Genomic DNA, 13,924 nt, shown 5'->3' on the forward strand with positions numbered 1-13,924 from the left:
CGCCGCAGTTTCGCATCTGCGAAGACGCCTCAGATTCCCTCGACGACCACCATTTCGGCATCCGCGACTTCCTGGCGGATTTTGGCGGCGATCTGGTATTCCGGCGAGTTGTAGCAATCAACGGCTGCCTGCATCGACGGGAACTCGATAACCACGTTGCGCGCCCGCGCCTTGCCCTCGAGTTCGGTGATCGCACCGCCGCGGGCGAGGAAATTGGCGCCGTATTTCTCGAAGGCGGGCTTTGCGGCCGCGACATAATCCTTGTAGCGCTCTGCGTCGCGAACATCGACGCGCGCAATCCAGTAACCCTTTGCCATGATTTTCCTCTCCCTCTCTTTGTTTAACCGAGCGCGGCGTCCATCTCGGCCAGGATCGCGCGGGCGGCATCCTTCGGATCCGGCGCCTTGACGATCGGGCGGGCGACGACGAGGTGGCTGGAGCCGGCCTTCAGAGCGTCGGCGGGCGTCATCACGCGCTTCTGGTCGCCCTTGTCACTGCCGGCCGGGCGGATGCCCGGGGTAACAATCGCCATGTTGGGGCCGACGATCTTGCGGACGGCCGACGATTCCTCGGCCGAGCAGACGATGCCGCCCATGCCGGCGGCGAGCGCCTGTTCGGCGCGCCGCAGCACCAGGGTATGCGGGTCATATTCGTAGCCTGCGGCAACAAGGTCCTGCTCGTCCATCGAGGTCAGCACCGTGACGCCGAGCAGGCAGAGATCGGAGCCTTTTGCGGCCTCGACGGCCGCCTTCATCGCCTTCGGATAGGCGTGCAGCGTCAGCATCGACATGCCCATCTTGACGATGTTCTCGACACCCGATGCGATCGTGTTGTCGATGTCGAGAAGCTTCATGTCGAGGAAGATCTTCTTGCCGCTCTGGGCAAGTTCGCGGGCAAATTCCAGCCCGCCAGCAAAGACCAGCTGATAGCCGATCTTGTAGTAGAGAATGTCGTCGCCGAGCGTCGAAACGATCTTTTCCGCTTCGCCCAGTGTCGGAACATCGAGCCCGACGATCAACCGTTCGCGTGCGTTCATCGCATCCACCCCTGCCAGCTTTCAATGGGCGTCCAGTCGCATGATAAGCGCCGGTCTGCAAGGGAGAAAGCGTAGAGATTGCCGCCTCCGCCGGGCTGGTCGCGGTCGCGCCCAATCGGCTTTGCTTCCAGGTGGCATTTCAGCAGTGTTCCGACGCCGCCATGCCCGATAAAGGCGATCGGCTCGTCCGAATTGTGAGACGACAGGATGCGATCGACGGCGGAAACGACGCGGGCCTGCGCATCGATAGCGCGCTCCCAGCCCTTGAAGCTGAGGTCTGGATTGGCAAAGAACCAGTCGGCGGCCTTTTCGAATTCCGCTGGCGGCAGAAATCCGGTCGCCGACCGGTCGTTCTCATGCATGCCATGGACGATCTCAACACCGATCCCGGCGGCTTCCGCCAGAATGTCTGCTGTCTCTATCGCCTTGGTCTCGTCGCTGGAGACGATCCGCCGCAGCTGCGTGGCCCACGGGCGTTCGGCGGCTAGTCCGGCGCGGGCAGCACCTGTTTCCGACAGGCCCCATTGCGGAACGGGGACATCGGGATCGATCCTGACCTGTGGGTGAGTGATATAGAGCGCGAACATCAGCCGCGGCGGTAGATCCAGAGCTGAGCCGGGGGGATGTTGCGAACGATGAAGTCGAAATGCTGGATGTGGTAACGATCCGGCCGCGCGATGATCGGCGAGACGGCCCCATAGGAAATCTGGACGACGGGCCGGCCAGCCGGAACGCGGTCGAGAAGACTTTCCAGCAATGCGCTGCGGGCCTGCATCGGAAAGTTCAGCAATGGCACGGCGGACACCACGGAATCGAACATCTGTCCCTTCAGTGCGCCGAGCGTCTTGTCGAGATCGAAAGCGTCACCGTTGATGAAATGGACGCCCGGATAGAGGCGAACGAGGTGCTCGTAGAAATCCGTCGAATATTCGATTGCGACAAGCTTTTCTGGCTTAACGCCGCGGCCGAGGATCGCCTTTGTGATCGCGCCCGTTCCCGGTCCAAGCTCAAGCACCGGCAGGCCGGAATTGATGTTGATGACGCTTGCCATCTTCTTGGCGGTAATCGAGGAGGTGGGGACGATGGAGCCGACAGTCTTCGGCCCCTGCATCATTCCCTTGAAGAAACGGATTTCTTCATCGAACTTTTTGCCGAGCCGTTCTTTCAGCCGCAACGCCATGCCGTCCTCCTCGTCAAGCAACAAACTGCTGGCTATCTAATTGCAATCATCCGGCAGTAAAACAAGACCAAACGTCGCAATCTGAAAACTTTGCCCGCCAAATGCGACGCGCGTTTACACGCGCATCGGCATCAGAACGTAGAGCGCATCATCGCCAGCCGTGTCGCGAATGAGCGTCGGCGAACCGGCATCGGCAAGCAGGAAGATCGCCTGATCGCCGGAAAGCTGCGCCGTGATATCCAGCAGGTATTTGGCGTTGAAGCCGATTTCCATCGAATCCGTGTCGTAACCGACGGCCACTTCTTCCGTCGCGCTGCCGGAATCCGGATTGTTGACCGTCAGTAGCAGCTGCCCATCGGAAAGCGCCAGCTTCACGGCACGGCCGCGCTCGGACGAAATCGTCGATACGCGATCGACGGCCTGGGCGAAAGTGGTGCAATCGACGCGCATTTCCTTGTCGTTGCCGGTCGGAATGACGCGCTGGTAATCCGGGAATGTGCCATCGATCAGCTTCGATGTCATGACGATCGAGCCGATGCTGAGGCGGATCTTGGCATCGGAAACTTCAACGGTAACAAGCGCATCCGGGCTATCGACCAGCTTCTGCAACTCGCCAACGGTCTTGCGCGGGATGATGATGCCGGGCATGCCCTCGGAGCCCGAAGGCGCCTTCACGTCGGCGCGGGCGAGACGGTGGCCGTCAGTCGCAACGGCGCGCAGCTTCAGGTCGCCTTCGCTTTCGATCGTGTGGAAGAAGATACCGTTCAGGTAATAGCGGGTCTCTTCGGTGGAGATCGCAAACTGGGTGCGATCGATCAGCATCTTGAGATCCGTTGCCTTCAGCTTGAAGGAATGGGTGAAGGTGCCGGCGGTCAGATCCGGGAAGTCGGATTGCGGCAGGCACTGCAGCGAGAACTTCGAGCGGCCGGACTGGACGGTCATCGAGCCGCCATCGGTCGATGTCGCAAGCAGAACTTCCGAACCGTCGGGCAGCTTGCGGACGATGTCGTAAAGAAGATGGGCAGGAACGGTGGTCGCACCGGCCTGTTCGACATTGGCAGGCGTCGCTTCGGTGACTTCGAGATCGAGGTCGGTCGCCTTCATGTCGAGATTCTGACCATCGGCGCGCAGCAGGATATTGGACAGGATCGGGATCGTGTTCCGTCGTTCGACGACGCGGTGAACGTGGTTCAGCGACTTCAGGAGGTTGGAACGCTCAATCGTAATACGCATGGGATGCTACCGCTTTCGACCGTGACTGTCCGGGCGCGCGAGCGCGCCAGAAAAATGCCTTTCCGGCTCCATGGCCGGAGGAGTGGACGGGCAAAATGGCAGAACTTTGCCGGGCATTGCAAGGGGTGCAAGGCTTTGCAGGCCTGCAAAGGCGCATTTACCCGATGATCCTCACAGAAATCCGAACCCTTGCCGCGAACGAAGCCTGCGCGCATAAAGAGCCGACGCCAGAGAGGGCCTTTGAAATTGAGTAATGAAGAGACGGCGGGCGAGGGCGGCAAGCATCGCACCTACCGCCTGCATAATGTCAGCATCCCCGCCCGCCCGCTCGAAGCGGCGCTGTATCTGGTCGCAACGCCGATCGGTAATCTCGGTGACATCACGCTTCGCGCGCTGGAAACGCTGGCGGGAGCCGATGTGCTCGCCTGCGAGGATACGCGTGTGACGCGCGTGCTTCTCGACCGCTACGGCATCCAGAACCGGCCCTTTTCCTATCACGAATACAATGCAGACGAGGCCGGTCCGCGTCTGATGCAGGCGATCGAGGCCGGAAAATCGGTCGCGCTGGTCTCGGATGCCGGAACGCCGCTGGTTTCCGATCCGGGCTACCGTCTGGCGCAGACAGCCATCGAGACCGGTTACAAGGTCGTTCCGATCCCGGGCGCTTCTGCCCCGCTAGCGGCCCTCGTCGGCTCCGGTCTGCCAAACGAAGCCTTTCTTTTCGCCGGGTTTCTGCCGGTCAAGGACAAGGCGCGCCGCGACCGGCTGGGCGAATTCGCAACCACGCCAGCGACGCTGCTGTTCTTCGAATCCCCGCATCGTATCGGCGCGACGCTGGCGGCTGCGGCCGATGTGCTGGGCGGTGAACGCCTTGCCTCGGTTTGCCGCGAGCTGACCAAGACCTATGAGGAATTCCGCCGCGGCACGCTCGCGGAACTTGCTGCCCACTATGCCGAGAACGACAATGTGAAGGGCGAAATCGTCCTCGTCGTCGCACCGGCCGCCGAGAAGCCGGCCGATGCGGCCGATGTCGATGCGATCCTTGCCGATCTCTCGGGCACGATGCCGACAGCCAAGGCGGCAGCCGAGGCCGCAAAGCTGACGGGCCTGCCCCGCAAGGAGCTTTATCAGCGCTTGCTGGAGATGAAGGCGGATGAGCGGTAGCGGCCCTCGCGCGGACAGGCAGACGGCGCTGCGCCGGGGCAGGTTCTCGGAATACGCAGCCGCACTCTTTCTTATCTTGAAGGGCTACCGCATCGCCGCCTTCCGCTATCGCACCAAGCTCGGCGAGATCGATATCATCGCCCGCAAGGGCGATCTGGCCATTTTCGTCGAGGTCAAAGCCCGGCGTGACGAGCGTGGCGCGGTGGACGCCGTTTCTTATGCGGCTCAGAAACGCATCCGTGATGCCAGCGACCTCTGGCTTGCCCGCCAGCCGGCCAATCACCTTCTATCGCAGCGTTACGACATCGTGGCCGTGTTGCCCGGCCGCTTGCCCCGGCATTTCCCAAATGCCTTCTAGCGGCATTGCATAGGCGTGCAGACAGTCAGGCTTTGTAATTTTTCTGTCATGCAAATGTAAAGGAGGCGTCACGTAAGGCCTCTATTGGCTTCCTCACCCCAACAATTGGTGGAGAGGATTTATCCATGTTCAAGACGTTTTCTCTGGCCGCTGCCGCGGTCGTATTGTCTTCGTCGGCATCGTTCGCCGCAACCGAGATCACCTGGTGGCACGCCATGGGTGGCGAACTCGGTCAGAAGCTCGAGCAGATCGTTCAGAAGTTCAACGACAGCCAGACCGAATATCACGTGACCCCGGTTTTCAAAGGCACCTATCCTGAGACCCTGACTGCCGCTATCGCCGCTTTCCGCGCAGGTCAGCAGCCGGCTATCGTTCAGGTCTTCGAAGTCGGCACCGGCACGATGATGGCCGCCAAGGGCGCCGTCTATCCGGTTTACAAGCTGATGGCGGACGAGGGCGAGCCCTGGGATCCGTCGAAGTTCATCGCGCCTGTTGTCGGTTACTATTCGGACCCGGAAGGCAACATCCTTTCCTTCCCGTTCAACTCTTCGACGCCGATCCTCTATTACAACAAGGACGTCTTCAAGAAGGCCGGCCTCGATCCGGAAGTTGCCCCGAAGACCTATGCCGAACTGGCTGAGTTCTCCAAGAAGATCGTTGACTCCGGCGCTGCCAAGTGCGGCTTCACCATCACCTACGCTGCGACCTGGCTCGGCCTCGAAAACTTCTCGGCCATCCACGATCTGCCCTACGGCACGCTGCAGAACGGCTTCGGCGGCACCAAGGCTGAGCTGAGCTTCAACGGCCCGAACCAGGCTCGTCTCTGGAGCGACCTGAAGAAGTGGCAGGATGCCGGTTACTTCCAGTACGGCGGTCCGGGCGGCGGCCCCGATGCAGCTCCGAAGTTCTACTCGCAGGAATGCGCCATCTACATGGGCTCCTCGGGTTCGCGCGCCGGCGTCATCAACAACGCCAAGGCGTTCCAGGTCGGCTTCTCGACGCTGCCTTACTACGACGACGTCACCAAGGATCCGAAGAACTCGATCATCGGTGGCGCAACGCTCTGGACGCTGAACGGCCAGAAGCCTGAAGTCTACAAGGGTGTTGCCAAGTTCTACACCTACCTCAGCCAGCCGGAAGTTCAGGCTGATTGGCACCAGTTCTCGGGCTACCTGCCGATCACCAACGCTGCCTACGATCTCGGCAAGTCGCAGGGTTACTACGACAAGAACCCCGGCTCCGACGTCGGCCTGAAGCAGATCCTGCGCGGCACGCCGTCTGAAAACTCCAAGGGCGTTCGTTTCGGCAACCTGACCCAGATCCGCGACGTTATCGACCAGCAGTTCGAAACCGTGCTGTCGGGCAAGCAGACCGCCCAGCAGGCGCTCGACGAAGCCGTCAAGGAAGGCAACGCCATCCTGCGCGAATTCGAAGCCGCCAACTCGAACTAAGCTTTCGAAGCAAAGCTGAGCCCTCCCCAGTCCGGGGAGGGCCTTTCCATATCGGGCGAGCCATGCAGACAAAGCGCACAATCTTCTCGAACCGCGTCCTGCCATATTTTCTTCTGGCGCCGCAGCTCGCAGTCACTCTGGTCTTCTTCATCTGGCCGGCCTTTCAGGCCTTCCGGCAGTCTTTCCTGCGCGAAGACCCTTTCGGCATGAAGACCACCTTTGTCTGGTTCGCCAATTATACCAAGCTCTTCGGCAGTACCGATTATATGAACGCGCTGTGGGTGACGCTGATCTTCTCGGTCTCCGTCACCGTGTTGTCGATGGGGCTGTCACTGCTCTTTGCCGTCTGCGTCAACCGCGTGCTGAAGAGCGGCCGCATCTATACGACGCTGCTCATCTGGCCCTATGCCGTGGCGCCAGCGGCGGCCGGCCTGCTCTGGTGGTTCATGTTCAACCCCAGCATTGGCATCCTGCCCTATATCCTTCGCCAGTTCGGCTATGACTGGAACCACCGCCTCGACGGCAATGACGCGATGATCCTCATCGTCATCGCCTCAGCCTGGAAGCAGATTTCCTACAATTTCCTGTTCTTCGTCGCCGGCCTGCAATCCGTCCCGCAGTCGGTCATCGAGGCCGCATCGATCGATGGCGCCGGACCGTTCAAACGGTTCTGGACGGTGGTCTTCCCGCTGATTTCGCCGACCACCTTCTTCCTGGCAGTCATCAACGTCACCTACGCGCTGTTCGACACCTTCCCGATCGTCGATTCCACGACGTCAGGCGGCCCGTCGCAGTCGACGAATACGCTCGTCTACAAGGTCTATGCCGATGGTTTCGTCGGCCTGAACCTCGGCCCTTCGGCGGCGCAGTCGGTGGTGCTGATGCTCATCGTTGTCGCCCTGACCGTCATCCAGTTCCGCTGGATCGAGAAAAAAGTCCAGTATTGAGGCCCGTGCGATGATCGAGAACCGTCCCTTTCTGAACTTCCTCACGCACTTGATCCTGATCGTCGGCGTCGTCACGGTGGTCTTCCCCGTCTACCTCGCCTTCATCGCCGCCACTCATGGTCCGACCGATTTCATGAGCGGCCTCATGCCACTGCTTCCTGGCGATCAGCTGATCACCAATTTCGACCAGCTGCTCAGCGCCGGCAATTCTGTGGCCGGTGCGCCGCCTTTCGCGCTGATGCTGGCAAACAGCCTGCTGATGGCTGTCATGATCGCCGTCGGCAAGATCGCCATCTCGATCATCTCCGCATTCGCGATCGTCTATTTCCGCTTTCCGCTGCGCATGGTCGCCTTCTGGATCATCTTCCTGACGCTGATGCTGCCGGTCGAGGTCCGCATCCTGCCGACCTACAAGGTGGTCGCCGATCTCGGCATGCTGAATTCCTATCCGGGCCTCGTCATCCCGCTAATCGCCTCGGCGACCGCGACCTTCCTGTTCCGTCAGTTCTTCCTGACCATCCCGGAAGAGCTGATGGAAGCGGCCCGCGTTGATGGCGCCGGCGCCATGAAATTCTTCCGGGATATCCTGCTGCCGCTGTCGCGCACCAATATCGCAGCGCTGTTCATCATCCTCTTCATCTATGGCTGGAACCAGTATCTCTGGCCGATGTTGATCACCACCGATCCCGGCTATTACACCGCGGTCATGGGCATCAAGCGCCTGGCTTCGGTACTGGACGGCGACACCCAATGGAACCTCGTGATGGCAGGCGTCATCCTCGCCGCCCTGCCGCCGGTTCTCATCATCATCGTCATGCAGCGCCTTTTCGTCAAAGGCCTGGTCGAAACGGAGAAATGACAATGGCCTCTATCGATGTAGAAGGTGTCGGCAAAATCTATCAGGGCGGCGTCAAGGCCGTTTCGGGCGTCGGCATCAACATCAAGGACGGCGAGTTCATCGTCCTCGTCGGCCCGTCCGGTTGCGGCAAGTCCACCCTGCTGCGCATGATCGCGGGTCTCGAGAGCATCTCCGAGGGACAGGTGAAGATCGGCAACCGCGTCGTCAATAATGTCGAGCCGGCCGATCGCGACATCGCTATGGTATTTCAGAACTATGCGCTTTACCCGCATATGTCCGTCCGCCAGAACCTCGAATACGGTCTGAAGAACCGCAAGACGCCTCGGGCGGAGATCGACGCCCGCGTGGCCGAAGCCGCCCGCATGCTGCAGATCGAGCAATATCTGGAGCGCAAGCCGAAGGCTCTCTCGGGCGGTCAGCGCCAGCGCGTCGCCATGGGCCGCGCCATCGTTCGCAAGCCTGCCGTCTTCCTCTTCGACGAGCCGCTGTCAAACCTCGATGCCAAGCTGCGCGTCTCGATGCGCGGCGAGATCAAGCGTCTGCAGCGCCGCCTCGGCACCACCTCGATCTATGTCACCCACGACCAGCTGGAAGCGATGACGCTGGCGGACCGCCTCGTCGTCCTGAATGGCGGCGAGATCGAACAGATCGGCGCGCCGCTCGACGTCTACCACACCCCGGCCTCCACCTTCGTCGCCAGCTTCATCGGCTCACCGGCCATGAACCTCCTGAAGGCCGAACTGCATGGCGACAAGCTGGCGATCGGCCCTAGCCTGATCGACCTCGCAGGCAACGCTCCGGCCTCCGGTCCCGTTACCATCGGCATGCGCGCCGAGGACCTGCGTCTCGCGCGGGCAGATGAATATGCGATGCCGCTCGCCGTTGAATATGTCGAGGAATTGGGCTCGCAGCGCCTCGTCCACGGAATGCTCGGCGATCAGCAGCTGACTGCTGTCGTCTCGCCGGAAACGCCGATCGCCAGTGAAATGCGCTTCGTCATCGCTCCCGAAAAGCTGCACTTCTTCGCAGCCGATAGCGGCAAGCGGATCGGTGCCGGCGTCGCGGCCAGCACAAGCGCGCCTGTCGCCGCCGAGCCAGTCCAGTAGGCTTCGTCAGGATCCGTTAAAATTTTAGCGGCTGCTTGAACGCCTCTCTTACGACTTGTCTGTTATTCCGCGAACATTGGGGTAGCAAACGGGGTGTTTCATGGCCTGGAAGCTGATGCTTGCAAGTGCGGTTGCAATGGCTGCGCGCACGGTGCCATATGCCGTGGCGATGTCGCGCGGCAAATCCTTCATCGCGCATTCGAGCGATCATCTGCCGATGAAATCGACGCCGATCAACCCGGACTGGGTGGTCAGTGGTGACCCGCAGGCCCGCACCGCCGAGCATTCACGCGGCCATGACGAAGCCTCGCTGACGGCGATATGGGATTGTACGGCAGGCGAGTTCCGCTGGTTCTTCGGCTGGGACGAGACCGTGATGATCATCGAAGGAGAGGTCCATATCACCGCCGAAGATGGCACCGAGCGCACACTCCGCGCCGGCGACGTCGCCTTCTTTGCCGGCGGCACCTGGGCCAGCTGGCGGGTCGACAACTACGTTCGCAAGGTTGCCTTCCTGCGCAAGCCGTTTCCGGCGCCTGTCGCGATTGCCTACCGTCTCCGCAACATGCTGCGCAACGGCGGCCAGCAAGGACTCGCCGCCTGAAAAAATCATTGATAGAGGTGCCGGGAAGCCCTTGATTGGCCGTTGCGTTCAGCCGTCTTGCGACCTACATCTGTCCGGCATTCAGTGAGGGACGGAAATGGCCAAGATCAAGAACGTAGCGGTCCAGATGGACCATGTTTCGGGTATCAACATCGCAGGCGATTCCACCTTCGCCATGAGCCTTGAGGCGCAGACCCGGGGCTACAAGCTCTTTCACTACACGCCGGATCGGCTGAGTTTCCGCGACGGCCAGGTCTTCGCCTCGGTCGAGCCTATGGTGCTGCGCGACGTCAAGGGCGACCATTTCGAGCTCGGCGCGCCCGAGCGCATCGATCTCGCGACCATGGATGTCGTCCTGCTGCGTCAGGATCCGCCCTTTGACATGGCCTACATCACCTCGACGCATCTGCTCGAGCGCATCCACCCGAAGACGCTCGTCGTCAACGATCCGGTCTGGGTGCGCAATTCGCCGGAAAAGATCTTCGTCACCGAGTTCGCTGATCTGATGCCGAAGACGCTGATCACCAAGGATGCCGCCGAAATCCGCCGCTTCCGCGATGAGATGGGCGACATCATCCTCAAGCCGCTCTATGGCAATGGCGGCGCCGGTGTCTTCCATTCGACCAAGGACGACCGCAACCTTTCCTCGCTGCTCGAAATGTTTGGCCAGCTGTTCCGTGAACCCTTCATCGCCCAGCAATATCTGCCTGACGTGCGCAAGGGCGACAAGCGGATCATCCTCGTCGACGGCGAGCCTGTCGGTGCCATCAACCGCGTTCCGGCCGAGCATGACAGCCGCTCCAACATGCATGTCGGCGGCCGCGCCGAGGCGACCGAGCTGACCGCGCGCGAGAAGGAAATCTGCAAGCGCATCGGCCCGGCTCTGAAGGAGCGCGGCTTCTTGCTGGTCGGCATCGACGTCATCGGCGAATACATGACGGAGATCAACGTCACCTCTCCGACCGGCTTACGCGAAGTCGCGAAGTTCGGCGGCGCCGATATTGCCAGCCTTCTCTGGGATGCCATCGAGCGCAAGCGTACCTAAAACGGGTGTTTTGTTCTCATTTTGATGAGCCAATACAACCCGCTGCAACCTGAACGCAGCGGGTGCGGGAATCTGTTCGTTTATTGTTCTTGTTTTATTCTGTTTTCCATGCCAGATTGCAATTGGCGGCCATGATGGGTCGTAAAACGCGATGTAGTTGGTTGCGGGGGCAGGGGCATGGTCGCGCGCGTCAGTACGGTTGCATTTCAGGGCATTGAAGGTGTGCCGGTCGAAGTCCAGGTGATGGTCGCTCCGGGCAAGGTCGGCATGCAGATCGTCGGTCTTCCCGACAAGGCCGTAGCGGAAAGCCGCGAGCGGGTTCAGGCCGCCCTTCATGCGTCGGGGCTGGCGCTTCCGGCCAAGCGGGTCACCGTCAATCTGGCACCTGCCGATCTTCCGAAGGAAGGCTCGCATTTCGATCTGCCGATCGCGCTCGGCCTAATGGCGGCGCTCGGCGCCATTCCCGGCGATGCGCTTGCGGATTATGTCGTGCTCGGCGAGCTCAATCTGGATGGCACGATAGCCCCGGTTGCCGGCGCGCTTCCGGCGGCGATCGGTGCCAACGGTCTTGGTAAGGGCCTGATCTGCCCGGCCGACAGCGGCCCGGAAGCGGCCTGGGCCGGGACCGGCCTTGATATACTGGCACCGAGAAGCCTGATCGCTCTCGCCAATCATTTCCGCGGCACGCAGGTTCTGTCGCGCCCCGAGCCGTCGATCCGCGCCAACGCTGCCAACCTGCCCGATCTCGCCGATATCAAGGGTCAGGAAAGCGCCAAGCGCGCGCTCGAGGTCGCCGCTGCCGGAAATCATAATTTGCTGATGGTTGGGCCTCCCGGCTCGGGCAAATCAATGCTCGCAGCGCGGCTGCCATCGATCCTGCCGCCGCTTTCGGCTGCCGAGCTACTCGAGGTCTCGATGATTCACTCGATCGCCGGGCAGCTCTCCGGCGGCAAGCTTTCCGATCGCCGTCCATTCCGTACCCCGCACCACTCGGCGACCATGGCCGCCATGGTCGGCGGCGGTCTGCGGGCGAGGCCCGGTGAGGCGTCGCTTGCCCATCACGGCGTCCTCTTTCTCGATGAGTTTCCGGAATTCTCGCCGCAGGCGCTCGATGCATTGCGTCAGCCGCTGGAAACCGGCGAATGCATCATCGCCCGCGCCAATCACCGGGTCTCCTATCCGGCCAGTATCCAGCTGGTCGCCGCCATGAACCCCTGCCGCTGCGGCATGGCCGGAGAGCCCGGCCACAGCTGCGCCCGTGGCCCTCGCTGCCAGTCCGACTATCAGGGGCGGATCTCCGGCCCGCTGATGGATCGCATCGATATCCGCATCGACGTACCGGCCGTGGCCGCGACCGACCTGATCCGGCCGATGCCAGCCGAGGCGAGCAGCACGGTGGCCGCCCGCGTCGCGCGCGCGCGAGACTTGCAGGCCGACCGGTTCATCGCTGCAGGCCTCGGCGGCATCGTCACCAACGCGCGCTGCTCGACGGCGCTCATCGAGAAATACGCCGAACCGGATGCCGGCGGCTTGCAGCTGTTGCGGGATGCGGCGGAGAAGATGCGCTTCTCCGCCCGCGGCTATCATCGCGTTCTGAAAGTCGCGCGTACGCTCGCCGATCTCGATGGAAAGACAACGGTTGGTCGTATCCATCTGGCTGAAGCGATCTCCTATCGGATCGCGGGCGAGCGGCTGACGGCTGCAGCATGAAGGGAAGCGAATAGCGAATAGAAAAAGAAAAGCTTGCTTAGCACTCAGGGCCGAGCAAGCTTCGCTATTCGCTATTCGCTATTCGCTATTCGCTATTCGCTATTCGCTATTCGCTATTCGCTATTCGCTATTCGCTATTCGCTATTCGCTATTCGCTATTCGCTATTCGCTGATCAGCTCCCGAGCCCATCAAATAGCGCCGTCGAAAGATAGCGCTCGGCAAAGGACGGGATGATCACCACGATGGTCTTGCCGGCATTTTCCTCGCGGCTGCCGACCTTGATGGCGGCGGCAAGCGCCGCACCGGACGAGATGCCGACCGGCACGCCTTCGAGCCTGGCGACCAGACGGGCGGTTTCCATGGCCAATGCGCTATTGATGGTGACGACCTCGTCGTAGATCTTGGTGTCGAGAATGGCGGGCGCAAAGCCGGCGCCGATGCCCTGGATCTTGTGCGGTCCGGGCTGGCCGCCCGAAAGCACGGGCGATTCTTCCGGCTCGACAGCGATGACCTTGATGCCGGGCTTCTTCGACTTCAGCACCTGTCCAGCGCCGGTAATCGTGCCGCCGGTGCCGATGCCGGAAACGAAGATATCGACTGCGCCGTCGGTATCGTTCCAGATTTCCTCGGCCGTCGTCTTGCGATGGATTTCAGGGTTGGCCGGGTTTTCGAACTGCTGCGGAATGATCGCGTCAGGCAGGGTCGAGGCCAGCTCCTCGGCCTTGGCGATGGCGCCCTTCATCCCCTTCGGCCCCTCGGTGAGCACCAGTTCGGCGCCAAGCAGCGCCAGCATCTTGCGGCGCTCGACGGACATGGTTTCCGGCATCGTCAGGATCAGCTTGTAACCCTTGGCAGCGGCGGCGAAGGCGAGTGCAATGCCCGTGTTGCCGGAGGTCGGCTCGATCAGCGTCGTCTTGCCGGGCGAGATCTTGCCCTGTGCTTCCAGGCTCTCGATCATCGCCACGCCGATACGGTCTTTGACCGAGGCGATCGGATTGAAGAACTCGAGCTTTGCCAGCAGGTTGGCCTTCACGCCCTTTTCCTTGGCAAGCTTGTCGAGGCGCACGATCGGCGTATCGCCGATGGTTTCGGTGATCGACGAGTAGATGCGGCCGCGGCCCGGTTTTTTCGACATGAGTGCTCTCCCTTGAAGTGTGTTGCGCAGACAATAGGGTCAAAGCGCGCGCCAGACCAGACCGGCCTCACGCGCGGGAGTGGCAAGCCAGAGAA

General features: G+C 61.4%; 16 protein-coding genes. 10 read left to right on the forward strand and 6 right to left on the reverse strand.

The window, feature by feature from the left end:
* Positions 1–29 precede the first annotated feature (29 nt).
* The 5 genes from AB4Z25_RS07105 to dnaN form a co-directional block, all read right to left on the reverse strand.
* Positions 30–317, reverse strand: coding sequence for a DUF1330 domain-containing protein (locus tag AB4Z25_RS07105; RefSeq protein ID WP_112514160.1), 288 nt, complete (start codon positions 315–317; stop codon positions 30–32).
* A 23-nt stretch (positions 318–340) separates the two neighbouring features.
* Positions 341–1,036 (reverse strand): orotidine-5'-phosphate decarboxylase, encoded by a 696-nt coding sequence (gene pyrF / locus AB4Z25_RS07110; protein ID WP_112538372.1) that lies wholly within the window; start codon positions 1,034–1,036, stop codon positions 341–343.
* Positions 1,033–1,623, reverse strand: a complete 591-nt coding sequence (locus AB4Z25_RS07115; protein ID WP_112538373.1) for a histidine phosphatase family protein — start codon at positions 1,621–1,623, stop codon at positions 1,033–1,035. The genes pyrF and AB4Z25_RS07115 overlap by 4 nt, the downstream gene beginning before the upstream one ends.
* Entirely contained in the window at positions 1,623–2,216 is a 594-nt protein-coding gene (gene pmtA, locus AB4Z25_RS07120; protein WP_112538374.1) for a phospholipid N-methyltransferase PmtA, read from the reverse strand. The genes AB4Z25_RS07115 and pmtA overlap by 1 nt, the downstream gene beginning before the upstream one ends.
* Before the next feature lie 114 nt (positions 2,217–2,330).
* Positions 2,331–3,449: a DNA polymerase III subunit beta gene (gene dnaN, locus AB4Z25_RS07125; RefSeq protein ID WP_112385183.1), complete on the reverse strand. Its 1,119-nt coding sequence runs from the start codon at positions 3,447–3,449 to the stop codon at positions 2,331–2,333.
* 95 nt (positions 3,450–3,544) lie between these two features.
* On the opposite strand from dnaN, the gene AB4Z25_RS07130 reads away from it, so the two are divergent.
* The 10 genes from AB4Z25_RS07130 to AB4Z25_RS07175 all read left to right on the forward strand — a co-directional run bounded on the left by AB4Z25_RS07130 (position 3,545) and on the right by AB4Z25_RS07175 (position 12,693).
* Entirely contained in the window at positions 3,545–3,703 is a 159-nt protein-coding gene (locus AB4Z25_RS07130; RefSeq protein ID WP_162698717.1) for a hypothetical protein, read from the forward strand.
* Positions 3,696–4,613 (forward strand): 16S rRNA (cytidine(1402)-2'-O)-methyltransferase, encoded by a 918-nt coding sequence (rsmI, locus tag AB4Z25_RS07135; protein WP_112538375.1) that lies wholly within the window; start codon positions 3,696–3,698, stop codon positions 4,611–4,613. The genes AB4Z25_RS07130 and rsmI overlap by 8 nt, the downstream gene beginning before the upstream one ends.
* Complete coding sequence (locus tag AB4Z25_RS07140) at positions 4,603–4,971, forward strand: YraN family protein (RefSeq protein WP_442207917.1); 369 nt, start codon at positions 4,603–4,605, stop codon at positions 4,969–4,971. Before rsmI ends, AB4Z25_RS07140 begins: the two co-directional genes overlap by 11 nt.
* A gap of 125 nt (positions 4,972–5,096) precedes the next feature.
* Positions 5,097–6,422: a sn-glycerol-3-phosphate ABC transporter substrate-binding protein UgpB gene (ugpB, locus tag AB4Z25_RS07145; RefSeq protein WP_112385186.1), complete on the forward strand. Its 1,326-nt coding sequence runs from the start codon at positions 5,097–5,099 to the stop codon at positions 6,420–6,422.
* Positions 6,423–6,484: 62 nt separating this feature from the next.
* The gene (gene ugpA, locus AB4Z25_RS07150; RefSeq protein WP_112538377.1) at positions 6,485–7,369 is read left to right on the forward strand and encodes a sn-glycerol-3-phosphate ABC transporter permease UgpA; all 885 of its coding nucleotides are present in this window, start codon (positions 6,485–6,487) and stop codon (positions 7,367–7,369) included.
* Positions 7,370–7,379: 10 nt separating this feature from the next.
* The gene (gene ugpE / locus AB4Z25_RS07155) at positions 7,380–8,228 is read left to right on the forward strand and encodes a sn-glycerol-3-phosphate ABC transporter permease UgpE (protein ID WP_112385188.1); all 849 of its coding nucleotides are present in this window, start codon (positions 7,380–7,382) and stop codon (positions 8,226–8,228) included.
* 2 nt (positions 8,229–8,230) lie between these two features.
* Entirely contained in the window at positions 8,231–9,334 is a 1,104-nt protein-coding gene (locus tag AB4Z25_RS07160) for a sn-glycerol-3-phosphate ABC transporter ATP-binding protein UgpC (RefSeq protein ID WP_112538378.1), read from the forward strand.
* Between the two features lie 100 nt (positions 9,335–9,434).
* On the forward strand, positions 9,435–9,938 hold the full coding sequence (locus tag AB4Z25_RS07165) for a cupin domain-containing protein (RefSeq protein ID WP_112538379.1): 504 nt from the start codon (positions 9,435–9,437) through the stop codon (positions 9,936–9,938).
* A gap of 97 nt (positions 9,939–10,035) precedes the next feature.
* The gene (gene gshB / locus AB4Z25_RS07170) at positions 10,036–10,983 is read left to right on the forward strand and encodes a glutathione synthase (protein ID WP_112538380.1); all 948 of its coding nucleotides are present in this window, start codon (positions 10,036–10,038) and stop codon (positions 10,981–10,983) included.
* Between the two features lie 177 nt (positions 10,984–11,160).
* Entirely contained in the window at positions 11,161–12,693 is a 1,533-nt protein-coding gene (locus AB4Z25_RS07175; protein WP_112514154.1) for a YifB family Mg chelatase-like AAA ATPase, read from the forward strand.
* Positions 12,694–12,866: 173 nt separating this feature from the next.
* Here AB4Z25_RS07175 and cysK read toward each other — a convergent pair whose 3' ends face one another.
* Positions 12,867–13,829 carry a cysteine synthase A gene (gene cysK, locus AB4Z25_RS07180; RefSeq protein ID WP_112385193.1) on the reverse strand — a complete coding sequence of 321 codons (963 nt, stop codon included), beginning with the start codon at positions 13,827–13,829 and terminating at the stop codon, positions 12,867–12,869.
* Positions 13,830–13,924: the final 95 nt, after the last annotated feature.

Origin of the sequence: Rhizobium sp. RAF36 (assembly GCF_052114105.1) — a bacterium.
Taxonomy (GTDB): domain Bacteria; phylum Pseudomonadota; class Alphaproteobacteria; order Rhizobiales; family Rhizobiaceae; genus Rhizobium.

Excerpts from the sequence above, each read along its gene's own strand:
- AB4Z25_RS07105 (WP_112514160.1), bottom strand. The coding sequence starts at position 317 with ATGGCAAAGGGTTACTGGATTGCGCGCGTCGATGTTCGCGACGCAGAG.
- pyrF (WP_112538372.1), bottom strand. The coding sequence starts at position 1,036 with ATGAACGCACGCGAACGGTTGATCGTCGGGCTCGATGTTCCGACACTG.
- AB4Z25_RS07115 (WP_112538373.1), bottom strand. The coding sequence starts at position 1,623 with ATGTTCGCGCTCTATATCACTCACCCACAGGTCAGGATCGATCCCGAT.
- pmtA (WP_112538374.1), bottom strand. The coding sequence starts at position 2,216 with ATGGCGTTGCGGCTGAAAGAACGGCTCGGCAAAAAGTTCGATGAAGAA.
- dnaN (WP_112385183.1), bottom strand. The coding sequence starts at position 3,449 with ATGCGTATTACGATTGAGCGTTCCAACCTCCTGAAGTCGCTGAACCAC.
- AB4Z25_RS07130 (WP_162698717.1), top strand. The coding sequence starts at position 3,545 with ATGGCAGAACTTTGCCGGGCATTGCAAGGGGTGCAAGGCTTTGCAGGC.
- AB4Z25_RS07140 (WP_442207917.1), top strand. The coding sequence starts at position 4,603 with ATGAGCGGTAGCGGCCCTCGCGCGGACAGGCAGACGGCGCTGCGCCGG.
- ugpB (WP_112385186.1), top strand. The coding sequence starts at position 5,097 with ATGTTCAAGACGTTTTCTCTGGCCGCTGCCGCGGTCGTATTGTCTTCG.
- ugpA (WP_112538377.1), top strand. The coding sequence starts at position 6,485 with ATGCAGACAAAGCGCACAATCTTCTCGAACCGCGTCCTGCCATATTTT.
- ugpE (WP_112385188.1), top strand. The coding sequence starts at position 7,380 with ATGATCGAGAACCGTCCCTTTCTGAACTTCCTCACGCACTTGATCCTG.
- AB4Z25_RS07160 (WP_112538378.1), top strand. The coding sequence starts at position 8,231 with ATGGCCTCTATCGATGTAGAAGGTGTCGGCAAAATCTATCAGGGCGGC.
- AB4Z25_RS07165 (WP_112538379.1), top strand. The coding sequence starts at position 9,435 with ATGGCCTGGAAGCTGATGCTTGCAAGTGCGGTTGCAATGGCTGCGCGC.
- gshB (WP_112538380.1), top strand. The coding sequence starts at position 10,036 with ATGGCCAAGATCAAGAACGTAGCGGTCCAGATGGACCATGTTTCGGGT.
- AB4Z25_RS07175 (WP_112514154.1), top strand. The coding sequence starts at position 11,161 with ATGGTCGCGCGCGTCAGTACGGTTGCATTTCAGGGCATTGAAGGTGTG.
- cysK (WP_112385193.1), bottom strand. The coding sequence starts at position 13,829 with ATGTCGAAAAAACCGGGCCGCGGCCGCATCTACTCGTCGATCACCGAA.